The organism is Paraburkholderia sp. BGA-UO-ETr-F12 (genome assembly GCF_059567945.1).
The window spans coordinates 79828-104039 of the sequence record NZ_JCAQOZ010000038.1; the positions used below are offsets into that span (position 1 = coordinate 79828).

At 62.9% G+C, this 24212-nt stretch carries 21 protein-coding genes; 7 read left to right on the forward strand and 14 right to left on the reverse strand.

Going from position 1 to position 24212, the window contains the following annotated elements; translation table 11 throughout:
* Window position 1: 1 nt before the first annotated feature.
* The 6 genes from AC57B6_RS17255 to AC57B6_RS17280 form a co-directional block, all read right to left on the reverse strand.
* Window positions 2–1105 carry an Ldh family oxidoreductase gene (locus AC57B6_RS17255; RefSeq protein WP_106351831.1) on the reverse strand — a complete coding sequence of 368 codons (1104 nt, stop codon included), beginning with the start codon at window positions 1103–1105 and terminating at the stop codon, window positions 2–4.
* A gap of 74 nt (window positions 1106–1179) precedes the next feature.
* Entirely contained in the window at window positions 1180–2517 is a 1338-nt protein-coding gene (locus AC57B6_RS17260) for an MFS transporter (RefSeq protein ID WP_028199339.1), read from the reverse strand.
* A 142-nt stretch (window positions 2518–2659) separates the two neighbouring features.
* The gene (locus AC57B6_RS17265; protein WP_030102984.1) at window positions 2660–3418 is read right to left on the reverse strand and encodes a ribonuclease activity regulator RraA; all 759 of its coding nucleotides are present in this window, start codon (window positions 3416–3418) and stop codon (window positions 2660–2662) included.
* Between the two features lie 42 nt (window positions 3419–3460).
* Window positions 3461–4672 carry a porin gene (locus tag AC57B6_RS17270; RefSeq protein ID WP_096335785.1) on the reverse strand — a complete coding sequence of 404 codons (1212 nt, stop codon included), beginning with the start codon at window positions 4670–4672 and terminating at the stop codon, window positions 3461–3463.
* Window positions 4673–4826: 154 nt separating this feature from the next.
* The gene (gene lhgO, locus AC57B6_RS17275; RefSeq protein ID WP_496421779.1) at window positions 4827–6023 is read right to left on the reverse strand and encodes an L-2-hydroxyglutarate oxidase; all 1197 of its coding nucleotides are present in this window, start codon (window positions 6021–6023) and stop codon (window positions 4827–4829) included.
* 149 nt (window positions 6024–6172) lie between these two features.
* Window positions 6173–6874 carry a FadR/GntR family transcriptional regulator gene (locus AC57B6_RS17280; protein ID WP_030102982.1) on the reverse strand — a complete coding sequence of 234 codons (702 nt, stop codon included), beginning with the start codon at window positions 6872–6874 and terminating at the stop codon, window positions 6173–6175.
* Between the two features lie 248 nt (window positions 6875–7122).
* On the opposite strand from AC57B6_RS17280, the gene AC57B6_RS17285 reads away from it, so the two are divergent.
* The 5 genes from AC57B6_RS17285 to AC57B6_RS17305 all read left to right on the forward strand — a co-directional run bounded on the left by AC57B6_RS17285 (window position 7123) and on the right by AC57B6_RS17305 (window position 12887).
* Window positions 7123–9804: an excinuclease ABC subunit UvrA gene (locus tag AC57B6_RS17285; protein WP_496421780.1), complete on the forward strand. Its 2682-nt coding sequence runs from the start codon at window positions 7123–7125 to the stop codon at window positions 9802–9804.
* 105 nt (window positions 9805–9909) lie between these two features.
* Window positions 9910–10866, forward strand: a complete 957-nt coding sequence (locus AC57B6_RS17290; protein WP_252888071.1) for an AraC family transcriptional regulator — start codon at window positions 9910–9912, stop codon at window positions 10864–10866.
* 174 nt (window positions 10867–11040) lie between these two features.
* Window positions 11041–11577 carry a carboxymuconolactone decarboxylase family protein gene (locus AC57B6_RS17295; RefSeq protein ID WP_028199345.1) on the forward strand — a complete coding sequence of 179 codons (537 nt, stop codon included), beginning with the start codon at window positions 11041–11043 and terminating at the stop codon, window positions 11575–11577.
* 47 nt (window positions 11578–11624) lie between these two features.
* A complete protein-coding gene (locus AC57B6_RS17300; RefSeq protein WP_496421781.1) occupies window positions 11625–12449 on the forward strand; it encodes an isocitrate lyase/PEP mutase family protein in 825 nt (274 codons plus the stop codon).
* A gap of 45 nt (window positions 12450–12494) precedes the next feature.
* Entirely contained in the window at window positions 12495–12887 is a 393-nt protein-coding gene (locus AC57B6_RS17305; RefSeq protein WP_046568883.1) for a RidA family protein, read from the forward strand.
* Window positions 12888–13114: 227 nt separating this feature from the next.
* On the opposite strand, the gene guaA is transcribed toward AC57B6_RS17305, so the two are convergent.
* The 3 genes from guaA to guaB form a co-directional block, all read right to left on the reverse strand.
* Window positions 13115–14698, reverse strand: a complete 1584-nt coding sequence (gene guaA / locus AC57B6_RS17310) for a glutamine-hydrolyzing GMP synthase (protein WP_496421782.1) — start codon at window positions 14696–14698, stop codon at window positions 13115–13117.
* A 203-nt stretch (window positions 14699–14901) separates the two neighbouring features.
* Window positions 14902–15627: a hypothetical protein gene (locus tag AC57B6_RS17315; protein WP_496421800.1), complete on the reverse strand. Its 726-nt coding sequence runs from the start codon at window positions 15625–15627 to the stop codon at window positions 14902–14904.
* 6 nt (window positions 15628–15633) lie between these two features.
* Window positions 15634–17094: an IMP dehydrogenase gene (guaB, locus tag AC57B6_RS17320; protein ID WP_028199350.1), complete on the reverse strand. Its 1461-nt coding sequence runs from the start codon at window positions 17092–17094 to the stop codon at window positions 15634–15636.
* Between the two features lie 358 nt (window positions 17095–17452).
* Between guaB and AC57B6_RS17325 the strand changes: the two genes are divergently transcribed.
* Window positions 17453–18430: a DMT family transporter gene (locus AC57B6_RS17325; protein WP_496421783.1), complete on the forward strand. Its 978-nt coding sequence runs from the start codon at window positions 17453–17455 to the stop codon at window positions 18428–18430.
* A 12-nt stretch (window positions 18431–18442) separates the two neighbouring features.
* On the opposite strand, the gene AC57B6_RS17330 is transcribed toward AC57B6_RS17325, so the two are convergent.
* Window positions 18443–18775, reverse strand: coding sequence for an RnfH family protein (locus tag AC57B6_RS17330; protein WP_030102975.1), 333 nt, complete (start codon window positions 18773–18775; stop codon window positions 18443–18445).
* Window positions 18772–19209 carry a type II toxin-antitoxin system RatA family toxin gene (locus AC57B6_RS17335; RefSeq protein WP_028199353.1) on the reverse strand — a complete coding sequence of 146 codons (438 nt, stop codon included), beginning with the start codon at window positions 19207–19209 and terminating at the stop codon, window positions 18772–18774. Before AC57B6_RS17335 ends, AC57B6_RS17330 begins: the two co-directional genes overlap by 4 nt.
* Before the next feature lie 100 nt (window positions 19210–19309).
* Between AC57B6_RS17335 and smpB the strand changes: the two genes are divergently transcribed.
* Window positions 19310–19762, forward strand: a complete 453-nt coding sequence (gene smpB, locus AC57B6_RS17340) for an SsrA-binding protein SmpB (protein WP_028199354.1) — start codon at window positions 19310–19312, stop codon at window positions 19760–19762.
* A gap of 65 nt (window positions 19763–19827) precedes the next feature.
* Here smpB and AC57B6_RS17345 read toward each other — a convergent pair whose 3' ends face one another.
* The 3 genes from AC57B6_RS17345 to ppsA form a co-directional block, all read right to left on the reverse strand.
* Window positions 19828–20760: an SPFH domain-containing protein gene (locus tag AC57B6_RS17345; protein ID WP_030102974.1), complete on the reverse strand. Its 933-nt coding sequence runs from the start codon at window positions 20758–20760 to the stop codon at window positions 19828–19830.
* A gap of 75 nt (window positions 20761–20835) precedes the next feature.
* On the reverse strand, window positions 20836–21291 hold the full coding sequence (locus AC57B6_RS17350) for an NfeD family protein (RefSeq protein WP_030102973.1): 456 nt from the start codon (window positions 21289–21291) through the stop codon (window positions 20836–20838).
* A 158-nt stretch (window positions 21292–21449) separates the two neighbouring features.
* Entirely contained in the window at window positions 21450–23855 is a 2406-nt protein-coding gene (gene ppsA, locus AC57B6_RS17355) for a phosphoenolpyruvate synthase (RefSeq protein ID WP_252888073.1), read from the reverse strand.
* Between the last annotated feature and the right edge of the window lie 357 nt (window positions 23856–24212).

The following is a 24212-nucleotide window of genomic DNA, read 5'->3' on the forward strand; positions in this document are numbered from 1 at the left end:
CTCAGACAGTCAGCAGGAAAGGCGCACCCGCGGCTCTGGCGACGTCGCGGATCTTCTCGCGCAACGAATCGGGCATCGGAATGCCATCCACGCTGCGCGCAACGCGCGTGAGACGCTCAGGATCCCCAGGGATCAAGACTGGCTGAGACGGGTCGGCGGGCTGGCTTTCGCGCAGCGCGGTGATAACCGCGTCGAGATCAGCGTGATATTCCTCGATAGGACGGAACGCCGCCGGATTCATCGCAAGGAAGAAATGGCCGATGTTGTCCGGCTCATCGCTCCTTTGCGTGCGGTTACGCACGGGCGAGAACGAACCGCCACCCAGCGTGCTGCCGAGAATCTGCGCGAACAAGCCGAGGCCGTAGCCCTTGTGACCGCCGAGTGTCTTGCCGTCGCCTCCTAACGGCGCGAGGCCGCCACCGAGGCGCTCGAACAGCAGCCGGTAGGCTTCGGCCGAATCGGTCAGCGGGTTGCCGTTCGCGTCGAGCGCCCAGCCCGGCGGCAACGGCTTGCCCTGCAACGCGTACACCTTGACCTTGTTCGACGCGACGACGCTGGTCGACATGTCGAGAATCACAGGCGGGTGCCGGCCTGCCGGCGTCGCAAACGCGAACGGATTGGTGCCGAGCATCGGCTCGGCGCCGAAAGTCGGCACCACTGTTGCAAGCCGGGTCGAGCACGACACCATCGCAATCAGTCCGCGTTCGGCCGCCATCTCCGCGTAGTAGCCCGCCGCGCCGAAATGCTGCGAGTTGAACACGGAGACCGCACCGATATCGCATGCCAGTGCTTTTTCGATAGCCAGCTCCATGGCCATGCGCGACGTTGGATGCCCCATCGCCGCATTGCCGTCGATCAGCGCGGTGGTCGCCGTTTCGCGCACGATACGCGGGCTCGCTTTCATGTCGATCTGACCGGCACGATACAACTGGTCGTAGAACATCAGCATCGAGATGCCGTGCGAGTCGATGCCCTTCAGATCGGAGTCGATCAGGATGTCGGCCGACGCGGCGACCTGCCCGGGCGGCATGCCCCATGCTTCAAGAATGACCTCGATTTGCTGCCGTGCAATTGCGGCCCCGACGCGGGGCATAGTGTCTGCCATGACTGACCTGCTAAACGAAAGAATTGAATCGAAATAAAAAAACCGGCGTGTTGCGTTGAGTGAAGCGTGAAACGCTATTGCACGGTGGAGACGGCCTCCGGGCCGCCGCGGCCGGCGAGACCGAGCCGCAGCCAGACCACCGCCGCGCCAGTGCCGAGCAACAGCAAGCTGACGGCGGGCACGAGCATCGGCGCGGACGTACTGCCCGTCACCTTGCCGACCCACGGCATGATGTTTTGCGCAAGGAAACCACCGACGCTCGAACCTGCCGCGATCACCGCGAGCGCCGCAGCACCGCCCGCGCCCTTCATGAACGAGGCCGGCAGCAAACGTGGCGGCAATGCCCAGAAGCACGGGATCATCAGATACAGACACGGTGCGCCGAGCGAGAGCGCCGCGAAACGCACCGCATTGCTGAACGGCCCGACGCTGGCGACGAAGCACAGAATGCCGAGCAACGCCGCGCAGAACGCTGCGATCAGCACTCGGCGCGGCGTTTTCAGGCGGCGCGGCAACCACAGCAGCATCAGCGATGTGATGAACCACGGAATCATGTTGAGCATGCCGTTGACACCGCTCGTCACGCCGAAGCCTTTAACCAGGGTCGGCAGCCAGTAGGCGATGCCGTAGATCGCGATGGAGATGGTTCCGTACCCGACGCTAAAGAGCGCCACCGTAACGAGCGCGGCCAATGACCAGCCGTCGCCGCCGGCCAGGCGCGCCGCGGGTGGATCCGCGCGCAGCCGGGTCTCGACGACATCTTTCTCGCGGGCCGTCAGAAACCCGGCAGACTGCGGGCCATCCGGCAGGCAGCACAGCGTGACGAAGGTCAGCAGCACGGCGGGCGCGCCGGTGGTCAGGAACACCCACTGCCAGCCGGCGAGGCCGGCTACGCCATGCAGTTCCAGCGAGAAGCCGCCGATCAGCGAGCCGAGCATGTTGCCCATGCTGCTGCCGAGCGTCAGCAAGCCGATGATGCCGGTGCGCTGCCGTTCAGGAAACCACATGCCGAGATAGAGAATGATCCCGGGATAAAGGCCGGCTTCCGCAGCGCCGAGCAGGAAGCGCAGGATCTGGAAGGCCAATGCTGAAGGCGTCCATGCGAGCAGCAGCGTCGCGACGCCCCACGTGAACATGATCCGCGAGATCCAGCGGCGCGCGCCAAAGCGATGCATCAGCAGATTGCTCGGCACCTCGCACACCAGATAGCCGATGAAGAACAGCGACGATGCAAAGCCGTACGACGCCTCGCTCATCTTCAGGCTGCTTAGCATCTGCAGCTTGGCGAAGCCGATATTGGCGCGGTCGATATACGCGACCAGGAAAATCGCAATCAGCAGCGGCACGAGCCGCCACGCTATGCGCGCAAAAAGTTGGTCTTCGCTGCTTCGATCGGTCACTGTCGTCTCCATGCCGGACCGCTTTTTGCGCGGTCCGTCGTAAATGCTGATGCGGTGGTTTCGTACGGCCTCGCCGCACGCAATCGTTTGTCAGAGCGGCCACCTGCGCTCGCGCGATTGCATCACTGCGCGGCACAGATAGCCGTTTCCCTGCTTATAGTCCAGCCCCGTTTGCCGACGGGCTCCTTTTCCATGCTTCGAAGTCGGCACGCGTCGCTTCATCCGGCGGGTAAAGTCCGAAGGTCGAGCGGCCGGCGCGCACCTGTGCGTCGACCCAGTCTTCGAACACCGTCATCGCGGCAGCTTCTTCAGCAATCTCGTTGGCCAGATGCGCCGGAATCACCACCACGGCTTCCGCATCGCCGACGATGATGTCGCCCGGATACACCGCCACGTCGCCACATGCGATCGGTACGTTCAGATCGACCGCGTGGTGATGAATGAGGTTGGTCGGCGCCGACGGCCGTGCCTGATAGCACGGAAAGTCGAGCCTCTGCAAATCCGGCGTATCGCGAAAGCCGCCGTCGGTGACCACGCCGGCCACGCCGCGCATCATCATCCGCGTGATCAGAATGCCGCCTGCCGACGCCGCGCGCGCATCCTTGCGCGAATCGACCACCATCACGTGACCAGGCGGAATCTCCTCGACGCCGCGCCGTTGCGGATGGCTACGGTCCGAGAACACGCCGATGTGATCGAGGTCCTCGCGGGCCGGAATGTAGCGCAGGGTATACGCTTCGCCAACCATACGCGCGGCCGCCGGGTTGACCGGCAGCACGCCTTGCACGCAAACGTTGTGAAAGCCGCGCTTGAACAGCGCAGTGGTGAGGGTCGCCGTGCTGACGTTGCGCAAGCGGATGCGGTTCTCGTCAGTGAGCGGGCTCGGGATAGTCGCTGCGGTCGCTGAGGTCACAGATTTGCTCCTGGTTTCGGTGAAGTGGTGGCCGGCCAAGCGTCAGAACTTGTGGCGGATCGCGAAACGCACCGTCGCCTGCTGGTTACCCGACGCGGGCGTCAGGCCGTTGAGCGACGCGCGCGCTGCATGCCCGGTCGAGTCGGTGCCCGACGCGTGCTGCAAAACGCCGATCAGATAGAAATCCGTGCGTTTGGAGACGACGTAGTCGGCACTCAGCGCGCCCTGTTGGTACTTTGCGTGATTCGCGCCGCCGCCGTCGGTGTAGTTGTAGGCCGCGCCGAACGAGAGCGCCGGCGTCAGTTGGTACTGGAAGTTGATTTCCGCACTGTTGAAGCTCGCAGTGCCGCCCACGCCGGCCGGATTGAGCGCCGACACCGCGCCGCTCAGATGCTTGAATTTCGTGTTCGAGTAAATCCCGCCGAGGGTCGCCGCGCCGATCACGTAGGTCGCGCCGGCGCTGATGATCTCTTCGCTTTGCGCCGACGCATAGCCGTTGATCACCGGCGAGCTGCCGAAATTGTTGGTGGCCGCCGTCGCGCCGACCGCCGTGCCGAAGAACGAAGCATTCGGATTGCGCGCATTCAGGTAGCCGACGCCGACCGTGAGCGGCCCGCGGGCGTAACCGGCGCCGAGCGAGTAGATCTGATTGCCGGCCATGCTGCCCGGCACGCCGCCGAAGCTATACATGCCTTCCGCAGTCAAGCCGCCATAGCTGGCCGTGCGGTACTTGACCGCGTTGTTCACGCGATTGGTGTTGTTGAGGTTGTCGAGGTCGCCCGGATGCGCGCCGATGCTGCCCGAGAACATCGCGCTCGGCATCAGCGGATGGATGTAGTCGACCACCGGGTCGTACTGACGGCCGAGCGTGACCGTGCCGTACGGGCTCGAAACCCCCACATACGCCTGGCGTCCGAACAGCAGCGAACCTTGGCCCATCTTGCCGTTGTTCACGTCGAAACCGCTTTCAAGCACGAAGATCGCCTTCATGCCGCCGCCCAGATCTTCATTCCCGCGCAGACCCCAACGGCTGCCGCTCAGAATGCCGCTCGACAGGCTGTACTGGCTGTGGCCCTGGCCCGGGCTCGTTTGTACGTTGCTCGTGTAGTTGACGCCCTCGTCAATGATGCCGTATAGCGTCACGCTGCTTTGCGCGTGAACCGCTGCCGGCGCTCCCGCGGCAGCAAGCGCGGCGAAGGCGAATGCCACATGTGCGGCGAGAGGTTTTGATGAGGTTGCGAGGGACTTATGCACTGCGAGGTCTCCAGTCACTTTTTTTCAATGCAGAGAGGAGTTGCGCTTTGCCGATACACGGCGGACGCAACAGGAAAATCCAACGAGGCGATGACCGGCCTCGTCGGCGGAAACGATGTTGTTCGATGAGCGTGCCGATGGGTGCGCCAGTCCGTTACGCGGCCTTCAGAATGCGGTCGGCGATCATCGAGCCGATCGGCATCGCGGAGGTCGCGGCCGGCGACGGCGCGTTGCACACGTGCACCATGCGCGGCGTGTCGGCGAACAGGAAGTCGTGCACCAGCGTGCCGTCGCGCATCACGGCTTGTGCGCGAATGCCGGCTTCATAGGGCAGCAAATCGTCGACCGTCAGCGACGGGCAGTATTTGCGGCATTGCTCGAGATAACCGCGCTTGAACAGCGAGTTCTTCATCTCGCCCATGCCGGAGCCCAGGTTGCGCCAGATGGTTTTCCAGAAGCCCGGGAAAGCGGCGTATTCGGCGACGTCGCGCAGATTCACGGAAAGCTTCGGATAGCTTTCGCGGCCGAACCCGAGCACCGCATTCGGTCCGACTGTCACGCTGCCGTCGATCATCCGCGTCAGATGCACGCCGAGAAACGGCAGGTCCGGATCGGGAATCGGGTAGATCAAGTGACGCACCACGTCGTTCTTCGAGGCCGGCAAGCGGTAGTACTCGCCCCGAAACGGCACGATCTGATGATCGATTTTCACGCCCGCGAGCCTGGCTAGCCGGTCCGATTGCAGGCCGCCGCAGACCACCAGTTTCTTCGCCTGCCATTGCTGTTCCTCCGAGGCGCCGACGCTGACGTAGTTGCCCAACTCGGCAATCGACGTGACCTGTGTACCGAGACGAATTTCGCCGCCTGCTTTCTTGATGACGCGCGACATCGCTTCGCATACCTGACGGTAATCCACAATCCCGGTCGCATCGACGAACAGACCGCCCATACCGACGATATTCGGCTCACGGCGCTGCAATTCGGCGGCGTCGAGCCGCTCGACGCGCAAACCGTTCTGCTGCGAGCGCGCGTACAGCGCTTCCATGCGCGACAACTCCAGCGGATTCGACGCGACCAGCAGCTTGCCGCACACGTCGAACGGAATGGCATGCTCCCGGCAAAACTGTTTGGTTGCCTCGGCGCCGCGCTTGCACAACTCGGCCTTCAGACTGCCCGGCTGGTAGTAGATGCCCGCGTGAATCACACCGCTGTTGTGCCCGGTCTGATGCTTCGCGAGCGTGGTCTCCTTTTCGAGCAGCAGCAGCGAAGCCGTCGGCTCCCGCTGCAGCAACTCCATCGCCGTCGCGAGACCGACGATGCCGCCACCGATGATGCAAAAGTCATAAATCATGTTTTTCTTCTTCGCTTCTACTTTGCGGACCCAGCCTCTCGGCGTGCTTTTGTCCGCTTATCAGGTTGTCAGACTAACTTGTCAAAAAAAGAGATCGCATCAGGGGTTTGAACGCAGAGCCGCGCAGGTCCACGCTCAAACCGCTATCGTCAATCGCTTGGGGGTAGCTCGATTTTCTGGCGTTTGGCTGCGGCGCGCAGATGCCGCTCAGCCGATCTGGCGGCGCCCCGATGGTCGCCGCGCTCGATAGCGTCGTACAGCTCGCCATGCTCCTGGCGCGCGTAATCGCCCGCATGGCTCGCCGTATTGGCCCACTGCGCGCGACGTACCGCCACCAGTTGGCCGCGCAGGAAATCATGGAACGCGACGAAATACTCGTTCTTGGTGGCTGCCGCAATGGCCCGGTGAAACGCAACGTCGGCCGCGGAAGCCGCGTCGAAATCAAGGCGTTTCTTCTCCATTTCGCGAATCGCATCGCTCATACGCTTAAGATCTTCCGGCGTACGCCGACGCGCCGCGGTCATCGCCGCCTGGGTTTCGATCCACAAACGCATTTCGAACAGTTGCGCGAGATCCAGCTTCTGGCTGCCGCCGCTCGGCAACCGGAAAACCGTACCCGATGGCGTCTGCGAAATAAACGACCCGGCGCCGCGCCGCGCAACCAGTACGCCGTCCGACTTCAACTGCGCAATTGCCTCGCGTACGACTGAGCGGCTCACGTTGAGCCGTTCCGATAGCTGCTGCTCGGTTGGCAGGCGCGACTCGGCAGGAAAATGACCCGCATCGATTTCTGCGCGAAGTGCGCTGACCACACGCTGCACAAGCGAATCGGGACGTTCAAGCTCAAGCATTAACAGCATCTCATTTGATCAGGTTGTCAGACAATAGCGAAATACTCACGCAGTGTCAACCGACGGACGACTTCCCCCGCTCTCACTCTGTGCCCGGACAGGCGCTTCAGTGTTAGGCTGTCGTTTCCGGGTTGACGGGGGGGGGTGCGCCCTGCTCACCGGCATCATCGCCAGATGACCGTCGGGCATGCTCCGTGCAGCTTCGCTAGCGTTGGCCGCAGGGCCAGGCTGATTCGCCACTCATCGATATGGACGCCATCCCCCAAAAAGCTCGCTCGACGCCGCCCGAGGAAGCCGCCTTCACCGGCTTCGTGCGGGTGCGCGGCGCGCGCGAGCACAACCTGAAAAACATCGATGTCCAGATTCCGCGTGACGCGCTGGTCGTCTTTACCGGCGTGTCCGGATCGGGCAAATCGTCGCTGGCATTCGGCACCTTGTACGCCGAAGCGCAACGGCGTTATTTCGAATCGGTCGCGCCGTATGCCCGGCGCCTGATCGAGCAGGTCGGCGTGCCCGAAGTGGACGCTATCGAAGGCCTGCCGCCCGCGGTCGCATTGCAACAGCAGCGCGGCACGCCGAGCGCGCGCTCCTCGGTTGGCAGCGTGACCACGCTGTCGAGTCTCGTGCGCATGCTCTATTCGCGCACGGGCGACTACCCGCCGAAGCAGCCCATGCTGTTCGCCGAGGATTTCTCGCCGAACACGGTGCAAGGCGCCTGTCCGACTTGCCATGGACTTGGCCGCGTGTACGAGGTCACAGAAAAATCGATGGTTCCCGACGACTCGCTGACCATTCGCGAGCGCGCAATCGCCGCATGGCCGCCCGCGTGGCACGGACAAAACCTGCGCGACATTCTGGTGACCCTTGGCTACGACGTCGATAAACCGTGGCGCGATTTGCCCAAGAAAGACCGCGACTGGATTCTCTTCACCGACGAACAACCGACCGTGCCCGTCTACGCCGGACTCACGCCGAAAGAAACGCGCGCCGCGCTCAAGCGTAAGGACGAACCGAGCTATCAAGGGACATTCACCGGCGCACGCCGCTATGTGCTGCACACGTTCGCGAACACGCAAAGCGCGCTGATGAAAAAGCGCGTGTCGCAATTCATGATTGGCAGCGTCTGTCCGACCTGTCATGGCAAGCGGCTCAAGAAGGAAGCGCTGTCGGTGAAATTCGCCGGGCTCGATATCGGCGCGTTCTCCCAGCTGCCGCTGGCGAAGCTTGCCGAGATGCTCGAACCGATCGCGCGCGGCCAATGGCCCGAGCCAGATGCAGCGCATTCGGGCAAAGACGCCGGCAAAGGCAGCGTACTCAGCAGGAACGCGATGCGCGAAGCCGTCGACAAGCGGATCGCCGCAGGCGGTTCCGCGCATAAAGCCTCGCCCGACGTGCGGCGCACGCCCAACCTGTCGGAGGAAAAACGCGTCGCCGCGCAACGCATTGCAGCCGAGTTGCTCGAACGCCTGACGACTCTGGTCGACCTGGGTCTGGGCTATCTCGCGCTGGAGCGCAGTACGCCGACGCTGTCATCCGGCGAGCTGCAGCGCTTGCGACTCGCCACGCAGTTGTCGTCGCAGTTGTTCGGCGTCGTATATGTACTCGACGAACCATCGGCCGGCCTGCACCCCGCGGATGGCGAGGCGCTCTTCAGCGCGCTGCAGACCCTGAAGGCCGCGGGCAATTCGCTGTTTGTCGTCGAACATGATCTGCAGATGATGCGGCGCGCCGACTGGCTCGTCGACGTCGGTCCCGCCGCCGGTGAGGCCGGCGGCCATGTGGTCTACAGTGGTCCGCCCGCCGGCCTCGCGAATGTCGAAGCGTCGCATACGCGCCGGCATCTGTTTGCGCCGCCCGCGCCCGTCGCCCGCGCGACCCGCAAACCGGCCGGCTGGCTGCGGCTCGCCGGCATCACGCGCAACAATCTGCATGGGCTGGACGCCGCGTTTCCGCTCGGCTGCCTGACTGCGGTCACCGGCGTGTCGGGCTCGGGCAAATCGAGCCTCGTGAGCCAGGCGTTGCCGGAACTGGTCGCTAGCCACCTTGGACGCGTCTTTGAAAACCCGGACGACGACGAGCAGGACCCGTTGCTCGCGGCCGCGAGCGCGCCGACGGGCGGGCACATTGCCGAAGGCATGGACGCGCTGCGACGCCTCGTGCGCGTCGATCAGAAACCGATCGGCCGCACGCCGCGTTCCAATCTCGCCACCTACACCGGCCTCTTCGACCACGTGCGCAAGCTGTTCGCCGACACGCCAATGGCGCGCAAGCGCCGCTACGGCGCGGGCCGCTTCTCGTTCAATGTTGCGCAAGGCCGTTGCCCGACGTGTGAAGGCGAAGGCTTCGTCAGCGTCGAACTCCTGTTCCTGCCGAGCGTCTATGCGCCCTGCTCGACCTGTCACGGCACGCGCTACAACACGCAGACGCTCGAAGTCACATGGCGCGACAAGAACATCGCCGAGGTGCTCGGCTTGACTGTCGACGCCGCCTGCGATTTCTTCGCTGACGAAGCCGGCGTGATGCGCGCACTGAAAGTGCTGCGCGACATCGGCCTCGGCTATCTGCGGCTGGGTCAGCCCGCCACCGAATTGTCCGGCGGCGAGGCTCAGCGCATCAAGCTCGCCACGGAACTGCAACGCGCGCAACGCGGCGACACGCTGTATATCCTCGACGAACCGACCACCGGCCTGCATCCCGCCGACGTCGACCGGTTGATGGTGCAACTCCAGGGACTCGTGGATGCCGGCAACACAGTCGTCGTCGTGGAGCACGACATGCGGGTGGCCGCACAAAGCGACTGGGTTGTCGACGTCGGTCCGGGCGCCGGCGACGCCGGCGGCAAGATCGTCGCGAGCGGCACACCGGACCAGGTCGTGCGCGTGAAGGAAAGCCGAACCGCGGAGTATCTGCGGCAGCACCTTGTTGCATGAAAGACGCAAAACGGCGGCTACAACGTCTGACGGTGGTCTTTCGCATCATGAGACAATTGACGGTCCCTCTCGATCCGGTCGACATCACGGCCGTCTCTCGCCCACATGTCCAGCCCTACGCTGCCGTCCAGACGCATCACTTCCGCTCATCTGGATGAGTTGATCGCACTGCTCGAAATCCGCGTGCTGGGCCTGTCCGAATGCCTCGTCAGCGAAGGTTTCGTGCTCGAACTGGATGGCCACGGCGCGCCGGGCATTCATTACATTCTGTCCGGCGAAGGCCTGCTGCATATCGCGGGCGCCGATACGGTTCCGCTTGCGCCGCACACGCTGCTGATCGTGCCGCCGCATCATCCGCTGAAACTCGAAGTGCCCGCGAAACGGGCGGGCACCGCGCCGGTTCTCGTTTCCGGCCGCGAACACAAGCGCGTCGTCGATTCCATCAACCGGTTCCGCGCCGGCACGACAGAGCCCATGACCGTGATGATCTGCGGTTACTTCAATGCGGCTTTCGGCGCTTCGATCAATCTTTTCGACACGCTCTCGACACCGATCGTCGAGCAGTTCGATCCGGCCGACCGGCTCGATATGTATCTGCGCACGGCGTTCGACGAACTGATGGCGCAGGAAATCGGCGCCGGCGCGATGTCGGGCGCGCTGCTCAAGCAGGTGATCGTTGCGCTGGTACGCCGCTCGCTGAAAACCAGCGCGCTCTGGATGGAGCGTTTCGCGTTGCTCGGCGATCAGCAGATCGCGCGAGCCTTCGCCGACATGACCGCGCGGCCGTCCGCGCCGCACACCGTCGAGAGTCTGGCGCAAATCGCCAATTTGAGCCGCTCGGCGTTTATGGCGCGCTTCTCGGCGGCATTCGGCCGGGCGCCGATGCAGGTGCTGCGCGACATCCGCATGCGCCAGGCCGCCGCCCAGTTGCGTGCCGGCGACCTTGCGCTCGACCAGGTGGCGCGCAACGCGGGTTACACGAGTCGCGGCGCGTTCATGCGCGCGTTTCGCGAGATTTACGGCACCGGGCCGGCCGAGTACCGGACATCGTCCGACTCCTGACCGGCGGCGTGCGCCCGCTCGAGGCCGGCGTTGTGCGCATTCCAGCAGCGGCGGACTTTTGCGCACGTTTGCCGGACCTTATGCACGGCGAGCGCTCCTAGACTGCGTATCAATGCAGAAACCTCTGTTCCTGCAGCAACGAACCGCCGTCCATAACCGATCAGGAGCATCGTCATGAGCCGTATCGCCATTCCGCAGACCATTCCCGCAGAGTCGCAAGCCGTCGTCGACGCCGTCTCGCGTCAGCTGAAGCTCACGCCGAATCTCTTTCGCATCATGGCGCAAAGCCCGCACGCGCTGAACGGCTGGGCTAGTCTGCAAGGCGCGCTCGCGAAGACACTCGACGTCAAAACGCGCGACGGTATCGCGCTCGCCGTCTCGCAGGTCAATGGCTGCCAGTACTGCCTGAGCGCGCACAGCTATGTGGCGAGCCAGCTTGTCGGCCTGTCCGACGACGAAATCCGCCGCAACCGTCGCGGCGAATCCGAATCGCCGCGCGTGGCGGCTGCGGTCGCGTTCGCGCGCAAGCTGGTGGAAACGCGCGGCAAGGTGGCCACAGGCGATCTCGATACGGTGCGCGCCGCGGGTTACAGCGATGCGAACATCGTCGAAATCATTGCGCTCAGTGCGCAGTTTCTGCTGACGAATTTCGTCAACAACGCCTTCGATACGGAAATCGATTTTCCCGTGGTCGATGAGGAAGTCGTCTGAACGCATTCGGGAGCCCGCAAGGGCTCTTCATTCATCAGGAGCCTGTCATGTCACGCACCATCGCTGAAAAGCGCGCCGCGTTCCGAACCCTGCACGCGACCGGCTGCTTCGTGCTGCCCAACCCGTGGGACGCCGGCAGCGCTCGTTATCTCGCCAGCCTGGGCTTCGAGGCCATCGCGACCACGAGTTCGGGATATGCATGGTCGACCGGCCACGCCGACAATCGAGTGAGCCGGGAATCCATTCTTGTCCATCTGCGCGCGATGGTCGACGCGACCGACCTGCCCGTCAACGCGGACTTCGAGAACGGCTTCGGTGAGAGTCCGGCCGATGCGGCCGCAAGCGTGAAGCTCGCGGTCGCAACCGGCGTGGCGGGACTGTCGATCGAAGACTCCACCGGCAACGCCGCCGCGCCGCTGTTTCCGCTCGAGGTTGCGGTGGCGCGACTCGAAGCGGCCCGTCGCGCGATCGACGAGAATGGCGGCGACACGCTGCTGGTCGGCCGCGCGGAAAATTTCTTCGTCGGCGTGCCCGATCTCGACGACACGATCGCGCGACTGAAGGCGTATGCGGCGGCTGGCGCGGACTGCCTTTACGCGCCCGGCATCCGTACACGCGAGGAGATCGAGGCCGTGGTGGCAGCGGTGGCGCCCAAGCCCGTGAACGTGTTGATCGGCGCGAACTCGACGTTCACGCTGCAGGACCTGGCTGCGCTCGGCGTGCGCCGCGTGAGTGTCGGCGGCGCGCTCGCGCGGGCCGCGTGGGGTGGTTTCATGCACGCCGCGCAGGCGCTTTCGCAAGGGCGTTTCGACGGCTTCGGCAACGCTTCATCCGGTGCGCAGCTCAATGCGCTGTTCTCCGGCGATGCGTGAGACGCGTTATCCCCTCTTATCTTTTTTGCATTGAAGGAGCATCAGATGGCTCGAGAAATCATTCGTGTCGAACCGCTGTCGAGCTGGCTCGAACGCTGGAAAGCACCGACCTCCGTGGTGACCCGCCACGGCGACACGCTTTACGTGTCCGGCCTGCCGCCGTTCGATCCACAGACCGGCGAAGTGCTCGACGCACCGATCGAACAGCAGACGCAGCGCGTGCTCGAACAGCTGAAGCTGTGCGTGGAAACGGCGGGCTCGTCACTGGATCAGGTGCTCAAGTGCAATGTGTACTGCACGTCGGTCGAGCAGTTTCCGGTAGTCAACGAGATCTATGCGCGCTTTTTCGGTACGCAGCCCCCGGCACGGATTTTTGTCAACGTACCGGCGTGGCCCGGCCGCTTCGATATCGAAATCGACTGCGTGGCCGCAGTGTGAACGGCGCGGGAACGTACCGGGATGTCCAGCCCCGCTCATGGACGAATCGAAATCGCGTCAGGCAACCGATCGCCGCCGGGAGAGATTCGCCAACACCGTATCGCCAGATACGTTAGCGTCTCCTGCCGTCCGTGAATCGAGTAGGAAAAAAATGAAAAAAGCCCGCTGCGACGCGGGCTTAGGTGAGTTTTATTGCGAGGTCCTACCGGTACGTACCTGACGTCCAATCATTCCCACTCAATCGTCGCCGGCGGCTTCCCCGAGATGTCATAAACCACCCGGTTAATCCCACGCACTTCATTAATGATGCGGTTCGACACATGCCCCAGCAACTCGTGCGGCAGATGTGCCCAATGCGCGGTCATGAAGTCCAGCGTCTGCACAGCGCGCAGCGCCACGACATACTCATAAGTCCGTCCGTCGCCCATCACGCCGACGCTCTTCACTGGCAGAAACACCGCGAACGCCTGACTCGTCAGGTCATACCAGGACTTGCCGGTTTCCTTGTCGATAAAGGTACGCAGCGTCTCGATGAAAATCGCGTCCGCACGACGCAGCAGATCGGTGAAATCGCGGCGCACTTCGCCGAGAATCCGCACACCCAGACCCGGGCCCGGGAACGGATGACGATACACCATGGCCGGCGGCAAACCGAGCTTCACGCCCATTTCGCGCACCTCGTCCTTGAACAGTTCACGCAGCGGTTCGAGCAGCTTCAGATTCAGCGTCTCAGGCAGGCCGCCCACGTTGTGGTGGCTCTTGATGGTCTGCGTGGCCTTCTTGCCCTTGCCGGCCGATTCGATCACGTCCGGATAGATCGTGCCTTGCGCGAGCCACTTCGCGTCGGTCAGCTTGTTGGCTTCAGTCTGGAACACCTCGACGAATTCCGCGCCGATGATCTTGCGCTTCGCTTCCGGATCGGTCACGCCCGCCAGTTTCGACAGAAACACTTCGCTCGCGTCGACGTGGATCACCTTGACGCCAAGGTTCTCAGCGAACGTTGCCATCACCTGCTCGGCTTCGTTCAAACGCAGCAGGCCGTGATCGACGAACACGCAGGTCAGCTGATCGCCAATCGCGCGATGCAACAGCGCCGCCGCCACCGACGAATCCACGCCGCCCGACAAACCCAGAATCACGTGCTCGTTACCCACCTGCTCGCGAATCTTCGCGACGGCTTCGTCGATGTAATGACCCATTTCCCAGTCAGGGTTCGCGCCGCAAATCTGCAGCACGAAGCGTTCGAGCATCGCGCGGCCCTGCACGGTGTGCGTCACTTCCGGATGCCATTGCAAACCGTAGAAATGACGCGCTTCGTCAGCCATCGCCGCGATCGGGCACGATTCCGTCGACGCCATCAGCTTGAAGCCCTGCGGCATTTCCAGCACCTTGTCGCCGTGGCTCATCCACACCTTCAACATGCCGTGACCTTCCGGCGTGGTGAAGTCGCTGATGCCTTCGAGCAGGCTCGTATGGTTGCGTGCGCGCACTTCGGCATAGCCGAACTCACGCAGGTGGCCGATATCGACCTTGCCGCCGAGCTGCTCGGCCATCGCCTGCATGCCGTAGCAAATGCCCAGCACGGGCACGCCGAGTTCGAACACCACTTGCGGCACGCGCGGCGTATCCGCTTCGGTGACCGAGCTCGGGCCGCCGGAGAGAATCACGCCCTTCGGCGCGAAATCGCGAATGAACGACGCATCGACGTCGTACGGATGAATTTCCGAGTACACGTTGGCTTCGCGAACGCGACGTGCAATCAGTTGGGTGACTTGCGAACCGAAGTCGAGGATCAGGATCTTGTCATGCATGGCAGCGGACGGAGTCAAAAGTGAACGGATACGGGATACCGCGCAAGAAACGCGGCGTTGAATTCAAAGCAGTCCACGTAAGGACCATCGAATATGAAGCGTAGCGATGACGCGCGCTGCAGCGTTCAGCACCGCAGGCACCTGCCTGCGGCGCGCGCGAACGGAATCCGGTTGCTTCGGCAGGCGTTCTGGCGCTTGGCGCGTCAGCCATGAAACGGCGGCCGGGGCGCACCAGGCGCATCGGCTGCGGCGTTGCGCGCGTCGTCCCGCGCTGCGGCTGCCTCAGCCCGTGCGGCGCGTTCAGAGGCCGTCAGACCCGGTTCGTCGACCGACGGGTAGACCGGCACAGCCGATACAGGACTCACAGGCCGTGTGACCGGCATAACGGGCTCTACGACCGGCTCGGCGCGATAGACCGGCTCCGCCGTCACGCGACCGGCGTCGCGCCTGTTGGCAGCGTCTTTGGCGGCATCTTTCGCGGCCTGCTTTTCGGCACGTTCGGCGGCAGCGGCTTCAACCAGCCGCAGCTTTTCACGCCGCCGCACCGCGCCCGACAGACGCACACCGCCCAAGCCCACCACCAGCAGCACGACACCGGTCAGCACGGCGATGATCTGCCCGAAGCCGGTCAGCGCCGGCGTATGCAGCCCGAGCAGCCAGACCAGCATCAGCACGCCGGTCAGCCAGTTCACATGGCCGACAACCTTGGCGACCGTCGACGTGAGCGCGCCGTCGATCGACGCGTGCAAAGCGAGCCACGCGAGCCCGATCAGCGCTACGCCAAACCCCTGGCCGACCAGAGCCGGCTGGGTTTGCGCCAGTTGCAGCGCGTTGTACAACGAAGTCCAGGGCGTCAGCAGAAACAGCACGCCGAACGCAAGCAGTAACAATGCATCGAGGATGAGTACAGCGCGCAGCAATGGCTTCATTGGCATTTAGTCCACGTGGTAGTTGGGCGCTTCCTTGGTGATCTGCACGTCATGCACATGCGACTCGCGCAAGCCCGCGCCCGTGATCTGCACGAACTCGGCCTTGTCGTTCATCTCCGCGATGGTGCGGCAGCCGCAGTAGCCCATGCTGGCGCGCACGCCGCCGATCAGCTGGAACAGGATCGCGTTGACCGAGCCCTTGTAGGCGACGCGGCCTTCGATACCTTCCGGCACCAGCTTGTCGATATTCGCGGAATTGTCCTGGAAGTAGCGGTCTGCAGCGCCGTCCTTCATCGCGCCGACCGAGCCCATGCCACGGTACGACTTGTATTGACGGCCCTGGAACAGGAACACGTCGCCCGGCGCTTCTTCGGTGCCGGCGAACATGCTGCCCATCATCACGGAATTCGCGCCGGCGGCCAGCGCCTTGCTGACGTCGCCCGAGAAGCGCACGCCACCGTCGGCGATAACCGGCACGCCGGTGCCCTTCAGCGCTTCCGACACGTTCGAAATCGCCGTGACCTGCGGCACGCCCACACCGGCCACGATCCGCGTCGTGCAGATCGAGCCCGGGCCGATACCGACCTTCACGCCGTCCGCGCCATATTCGACCAGCGCCTTGGCCGCCGCGGCCGTGGCGATGTTGCCGCCGATCACCTCGACGTGCGGGAAGTTCTGCTTGACCCAGCGAACGCGCTCGAGCACGCCCTTGCTGTGACCATGCGCCGTGTCGACCACGATGACGTCGACGCCCGCCTGCACCAGCAGCTCGACGCGTTCTTCATTGTCTTCGCCCACGCCGACCGCCGCGCCCGCGCGCAGCTTGCCGTGCTCGTCTTTACACGCGTCCGGGTGCTCGGTTTGCTTGGTAATGTCCTTGACGGTCATCAGGCCGCGCAGTTCGAATGCGTCGTTGATGACCAGCACGCGCTCAAGGCGGTGGCTGTGCATCAGCGCCTTGGCTTCGGCGAGCGGCGTGCCTTCCTTGACGGTGACGAGACGCTCGCGCGGCGTCATGATGTTGCGCACCGGTTCGTCCAGACGCTCTTCAAAACGCAAGTCGCGGTTCGTGACGATGCCGACCAGTTGCGCGCCTTCGACGACCGGGAAGCCCGAAATGCCATGCTGGCGTGACAGCGCAATGACGTCGCGAACCTTCATTTGCGGCGGCACGGTGATCGGATCGCGTACGACGCCCGATTCGAAGCGCTTGACCTTGGCAACCTCACGCGCCTGCTCGGCTGCCGTGAGATTCTTGTGGATGATGCCCACGCCACCCATTTGCGCCATCGCGATCGCGAGACGGGCTTCGGTGACGGTGTCCATGGCGGCGGACACGAGCGGCATATTCAGGGAGATGTTGCGGGTCAGCCGGGTCTTGAGGCTGGTGTCGCGCGGCAGAACATCGGAGAAAGCCGGGACGAGGAGCACGTCATCGAACGTGAGTGCTGTTTGGATCAGACGCATGGCAAATCCTATAGGCGCAAAAGCGAATTATACGCGATACCTCCCCGGTTTTCACTGCACTAACAGCAGCTTAGCGAATTTCGGGGGATTTTTTTCACGACTTTACCCCTTCCGATTTCGGTTCCGGGTTCGCCTCGAGTTCGATCCGGTTTCGTTTGCGCGTTCGGGTGCATGGAGACGCCACACGGCTCGAATGCGCGGCAATTTGACAGGCCCCCACGCCCCCGGGCCACCGCCCGGAAGCTAAAAGGCGGCTGAAAACGCCGGATAAACCGCTGGAATGCAGAATCAAACAAGACGCCCCGCCCGCCAAACGGCTATTCTGCCGACCATTCCAGTTTTCTTGCAGGGGCAGTCAATGCAGCGCGGTGTGGCATATGGAGTAATGGCCGGGGCCTTATGGGGCATGGTGTTTCTGGTGCCGCGCGTGCTGCCCGATTTTTCGCCGCTGCTGCTGAGCGCCGGCCGCTACACGATGTACGGCATCGTCTCGCTGGCCGCCGCGCTGCCGATGGCACGCTCGCTGGTCAAACGCCTGACCCGGGAGGACCTCGGCGCGCTGGTCAAACTGGCGCTGGCGGGCAACCTGCTCTACTACCTGCTGCTGACCGCAGCGGTCCATATGATCGGCATCGCGCCAGCCTCGCTGATCGTCGGCGTGTTGCCGGTCACGGTGACGCTGCTCGGCCGGCGCGATCACGGCGCCGTGCCGCTCGCCCGCCTAGCATGGCCTCTTTGCCTGGTGGTGGCCGGCATCGCCTGCATCAACATCGACGTCTTCACGGTCGCGGACAGCACGCCCGTGAGTATCGCGACAAAACTCCTCGGCCTCGCCTGCGCGGTCGGCGCGCTCGCCTGCTGGACGTGGTTTGCCGTCGAAAACGCCCGCTACCTGCAGCGCCAGACGCATTTCAGCGGTAACGAGTGGTCGGTGTTATGGGGTGTGGTGACCGGCGCGCTCGGCGCGGCATTGTGGCTGGTAGTCGCCATCATGCCGTCCGGCGCCCTGCAGGCGCCACTCGGCGACGCGCGCTGGCATACCTTCTGGATGCTGAATCTGGGCCTCGCGGTCGGCGCTTCATGGCTTGGCAACGGATTGTGGAATGCCGCGTCGAAGCGGCTGCCGCTGACCCTGTCCGGCCAGATGATCGTGTTCGAAACGCTCTTCGCGCTGCTCTACGCGTTCATCTACGACCAGCGCCTGCCACGCCCACTGGAAACGGCGGCGATCCTGCTGCTGGTGGCGGGGGTGTGCTGGTCGGTGCGCCAGCATGCGGACGGCGGTGCGTCCGGCACCGTATCGATCGAGGACAAGGCGCAGCCGTCCGCGCACTAGCGCATTGGCACGCTAACGCGAATCCTTGTTCTGCCAGCGGCGCCCTTCGATTGAACCCGCTTTGCGCGTCTTTTCGACGCGCCGTTGACGCGAGAGCTTCGGATCCACCAGCAGCGGCCGATAAATCTCGACGCGATCATGGTCGGCGAGCACGGTATCCAACGGCTTGAGCTTACCGAACACGCCTACTTTCTGCGTGCCCAGATCGATCTGCGGGTAACGCTGCAAGATGCCGCTTGCGTCGAGCGCCTGCTGCAGCGTGGCGCCTTCCGGCAAGTCCACGGCGATCAGCGTCTGCTCATTGGCGAGCGCGTAGCAGACTTCAATCGACAAGCGCGCGCTCATGCCTTACCGTAGCGCTGATCGGCGCGCTTCACGAACGATTCGACGAAGGTGTTGGCAATGTGGCTGAACACCGGCCCAATGATCTTCTCGAGAATGATGTTGGTGAATTCGTAATGCAACGCGAATTCGATCTTGCAGGCATCCGCCCGCAACGGCGTGAAACGCCAGAAGCCGGTGAACTTGCGAAACGGGCCGTCAGCGAACTCCATATCGATGCGCGTGGGCCGCTCCATGCTGTTGCGGGTGGCGAAATGCTGCTTGATGCCCTTGAAGTTGATATCGATCTTCGCCTCCATGCCGGTTTCGTCCTGGCGGCGAATTTCGACACCCCCGCACCAAGGCAGGAAGTTGGGGTAATCGGCGACGTCGGTAACGAGGTCGAACATCTGTTCCGCCGAATGGCGGATCAACACGGTTTTCTGGACATCTGCCATAAATTGAACAGCGCGTGGCAAGGGTGGGCAAGCGCCGCGGGCTTTCCTCGCCCCGCTTTGCTAAAATCGTGATTTTAAACGAGTTGGGCACTTTCCATTCATGAGCATCATAGACAACAGAAAAGCCTTCTACGACTATTCGGTCGAAGAACGCTACGAAGCGGGGCTCGTGCTCGAAGGATGGGAGGTCAAAGCCCTGCGCGCCGGGCGTGGCCAGATCAAGGAAGGCTACGTGGTGATCAAGAACAACGAACTGTTCCTGATCGGCACGCACATCAGCCCGCTGCCCGAAGCCTCGACCCACATCCACCCGGACCCGGTGCGCACGCGCAAGCTGCTGCTGCATAGCGAGGAAATCAGCAAACTGATCGGCAAAGTCGAGCAGCGCGGCTACACGCTCGTGCCGCTGAACTTCCACTACAAGGGCGGCCGGGTCAAATGCGAAATCGGCTTGGCCAAGGGCAAGAAGCAGCACGACAAGCGCGAGACGGAAAAGAAGCGCGACTGGGAACGCGAGAAGGCGCGCCTGATGCGTTCGCCGTCGCAATCGTGAGCGCGACGCTCCAATAAAAATAGCCCGCTTCTGCGGGCTATTTTTTTGGCTGCAGCAAACCTGAATCAGCGCACGTCGGTCGCGCCCTTGCCCTTGTTCACGATCGTTAGCGCCGAGGCGATCATCGAACTCATATCCGCCAGGTTGCCCGGCACGATCAGTGTAGTGCCCTGCTTGGCCAGGTTGCCGAACGCGTTCACGTACTGCTCGGCCACTTTCAGGTTCACGGCCTCCATCCCGCCGTTCGACTGGATCGCCGCAGCGATTTTCTGAATCGCCTGCGAGTTAGCCTCGGCCACCGCCAGAATCGCCGACGCCTGCCCTTGCGCCTGATTGATCGCCGCCTGCCGTTCGCCCTCGGATTTCTGGATCGCCGCCTCGCGGCCACCGGACGCGATATTGATCTGCTCCTGCTTACGCCCTTCGGATGCCGCGATCAGCGCGCGCTTTTCGCGCTCGGCGGTGATCTGTGCCTGCATTGCGTGGAGAATTTCCTTTGGCGGCGTCAGGTCCTTGATCTCGTAGCGCAGCACCTTGACGCCCCAGTTCGAGGCGGCTTCGTCGAGCGACGACACGATGCTGTGGTTGATGAAATCACGCTCCTCGAACGTCTTGTCGAGCTCGAGCTTGCCGATCACCGAACGCAGCGTGGTCTGCGACAACTGCGTAATCGCGAACACGAAGTTGCTCGAACCGTACGACGCCTTCATGGGATCGGTGACCTGGAAATACAGCACGCCATCCACCTGCAATTGCGTGTTGTCGCGCGTAATACACACCTGGCTCGGCACTTCGAGCGGGATTTCCTTGAGGATGTGCTTGTATGCGATCCGGTCGACGAACGGAAACGCAAAGCTCAAACCCGGCGTCAGCGTACGGTGATAGCGGCCAAGCCGCTCCAGCACCCACGCATGCTGCTGCGGCACGATCTTGAGTGTCTGTGCCGCCAGCACGATCACGATAACGAGAAGCACCGCCGCGACGATGGTTGAGTCCATTGCTGACCTCCGGTCCGTAGTTCGAATAGTTGTACGTCGTTGTGTGCACGCGTTGGTGCAGACATGGGTGCGCGCTCAGTGCACCGTCACCCTGGTTTTCGCCTGCCGGCTGGCCACAACCACAAGGCAACTGCCGCGCATCTCGACGATTTCATAAAGCTGCGCATCTTCGGGCTCGCCGGCGGCCAGTTCGACGTCCCAGGCAGCGCCGCGGTAATTGGCGCGCGCCCGGTGCTCGTGCCACGCCGGCACGGCCAGAGTCTGGCCGATATCCAGATTGACGTCAGGGTTCTTCGATGCCTCCTTGCGCGTTCTGCGCCCGAAGCGCGAGCGCCTCAGCAGTAGCACCGCGGCCAGCGCCACGACGGCTGCAATCGCAAACTGCAGATCGGCGGCGGCACCTGCAATATGGGCAATCGCGGCCGCGACGCAACCCAACGCGATCATCAGCAAATAGAACGTGCCGCTGATCAACTCCAGTACGACAAGCACACCGGCCCCGATCCACCAGAACAATCCACCTGGCGCCATGTTGATCTCCACAAAGCAAAACACCCCGGATCTACCGGGGTGTTTATAGCACGAAGCGGGTGCATATTACCGGGCGGTGCAGCACGCTTTTACGTGCTTTTGACGTACCGCAGCGCCCTTTATGCAAGCCGCTTATCGGGCCTGCGCCCGGCGCTCAATTACTTCTTCAGCGATTTCGCCAGTTGCTGCCACGTCTCGATGATCGAATCCGGGTTCAGCGAGATCGACGCGATGCCTTCATCGGTCAGCCACTGCGCGAAGTCCGGATGATCCGAAGGACCCTGGCCGCAGATACCGACGTACTTGTTCAGACGCAAGCAGGTTTCAATCGCGCGCTTGAGCATGAACTTCACCGCCGGGTCGCGTTCGTCGAAATCCACTGCCAGCAGTTCCATGCCCGAGTCGCGGTCGAGGCCGAGCGTGAGCTGCGTCAGGTCGTTCGAACCGATCGAGAAGCCGTCGAAGAATTGCAGGAACTCTTCGGCGAGAATCGCGTTCGACGGCACTTCGCACATCATGATCAGGCGCAAGCCCTTCTCGCCGCGCTTCAGGCCGAACTTCTCCAGCAGCCCGACCACGCGCTCCGCCTGCTTCAGCGTGCGCACGAACGGCACCATGATCTCGACGTTGTCGAGGCCCATCTCCTCGCGCACCTTCTTCAGCGCGACGCATTCCATCTGGAACGCTTCGGCGAAGTCGTCGGCGATGTAACGCGATGCGCCACGGAAGCCCAGCATCGGGTTTTCTTCGTCCGGCTCGTAGCGCGAACCGCCGATCAGCTTCTTGTACTCGTTCGACTTGAAGTCCGACAGACGCACGATCACGGGCTTCGGATAGAACGCCGCCGCGATCGTTGCGATACCCTCGGTCAGCTTGTCGACATAGAACGCGCGCGGCGATGCATGGCCACGCGCCACGCTTTCCACGGCCTTCTTCAGGTCCTGATCGATGTTCGGATACTCGAGAATCGCCTTCGGATGAACGCCGATGTTGTTGTTGATGATGAATTCGAGCCGCGCCAGACCCACGCCTGCGTTTGGCAGTTGCGAGAAGTCGAAGGCCAGTTGCGGATTGCCGACGTTCATCATGATCTTCACCGGAATCGGCGGCAGTTCGCCGCGCTGCACTTCGGTGACTTCGGTTTCGAGCAGACCGTCATAGATCTTGCCTTCGTCGCCTTCGGCGCACGACACGGTCACGAGCGAGCCTTCCTTCAGCACGTCGGTGGCATCGCCGCAGCCGACCACGGCCGGCACGCCCAACTCACGCGCGATAATCGCCGCGTGGCAGGTCCGGCCGCCACGGTTCGTGACGATGGCGGATGCGCGCTTCATCACCGGCTCCCAGTTCGGGTCGGTCATGTCGGCCACCAGCACGTCGCCCGGCTGTACCCGGTCCATTTCCGACGGATCGTGAATCACGCGCACCGGACCCGCGCCGATCTTCTGGCCGATCGCGCGGCCGGTAGCCAGCACGTTCGATTGGCCCTTCAGCTTGAAGCGCTGCTCGGCCTTGCCCGTAGCCTGGCTCTTCACCGTTTCCGGACGTGCCTGCAGGATGAAGATCTTGCCGTCGCGGCCGTCCTTGCCCCACTCGATGTCCATCGGACGCTCGTAGTGCTTTTCGATAATGACGGCGTATTTCGCGAGTTCGATCACGTCTTCGTCGGTGATCGAAAAACGGTTGCGCTGCTCGTGCGGGACGTCGACGGTCTTCACGCGGCCTTGCTCGCCGGCCTTGGTGAATTCCATCTTGATCAGCTTCGAGCCGATCGAGCGGCGGATAATCGGGTACTTGCCTTGTGCAAGCGTGGTCTTGAAGACGTAAAACTCGTCCGGATTTACGGCGCCCTGCACGACCGTTTCGCCCAGGCCATAGCTCGACGTGATGAAGACGGCGTCCTTGAAGCCGGATTCCGTGTCCAGCGTGAACATCACGCCTGCCGCGCCGACGTCCGAACGCACCATGCGCTGCACGCCCGCGGACAACGCGACTTCAGCGTGAGTGAAGCCCTTGTGGACGCGATAGGAGATGGCACGGTCGTTATACAGCGACGCGAACACGTGCTTCATACGATCGAGCACCTCGTCGATGCCGACCACGTTGAGATAGCTTTCCTGCTGACCCGCGAACGATGCGTCCGGCAAGTCTTCCGCCGTTGCCGACGAACGCACGGCAAACGACAACTCTTCAGGCGAGCTGTTTTGCAGGGTGTCGAAGCCCGCGCGGATATCCGCTTCGAGACGCGGCTGCAGCGGCGCGTCGACGATCCATTGGCGGATTTCCTTGCCCGCTTCGGCGAGCGCCTTCACGTCGTCGACGTCAAGCGTTTCGAGGCGTTTGGCGATGCGTTCAGTCAGATTGTTGTGATGCAAGAAGTCGCGGAAAGCCAGTGCCGTGGTGGCGAAGCCAGTCGGCACGCGAACGCCCGCGCCGGCGAGCTGACTGATCATCTCGCCCAGCGACGCATTCTTGCCGCCGACAATCTCCACATCGGTCATCCGCAACTGCTCAAACGGCACTACATACGCCTCTTCCTTTGCGACGGTAACTGCGTTAGTCATACAAGCCCCTAAGTGTGAAAGAAATTCACGGCTGTGCAAGTGGGCTTGAACGCGAGACGCCCATTGGAAGCGTGAGCTCGCGTCTTGCACAACCTGTTGGAGAAGCAATCGCCGCCGATGGCCACGCGGACCCAAAAGCGCCAGATGCACGGAGTAGAAAGCGGATGGACGAAATTACCGATCGATCCAGCCAAATCTCTCAATTTGCCGCAAGTTACCGGCGCAAAGCGCGGCGTTGACCGACCGTTCACGGTGAGTTAGACGCCAATCGCCTGCAATTGCTTATCCAACAGGTTGCCGCTATTCTACCGTGCCGACTCTCAAAATGTGACAGTCGGACGAGAATTGCGCCTCGAA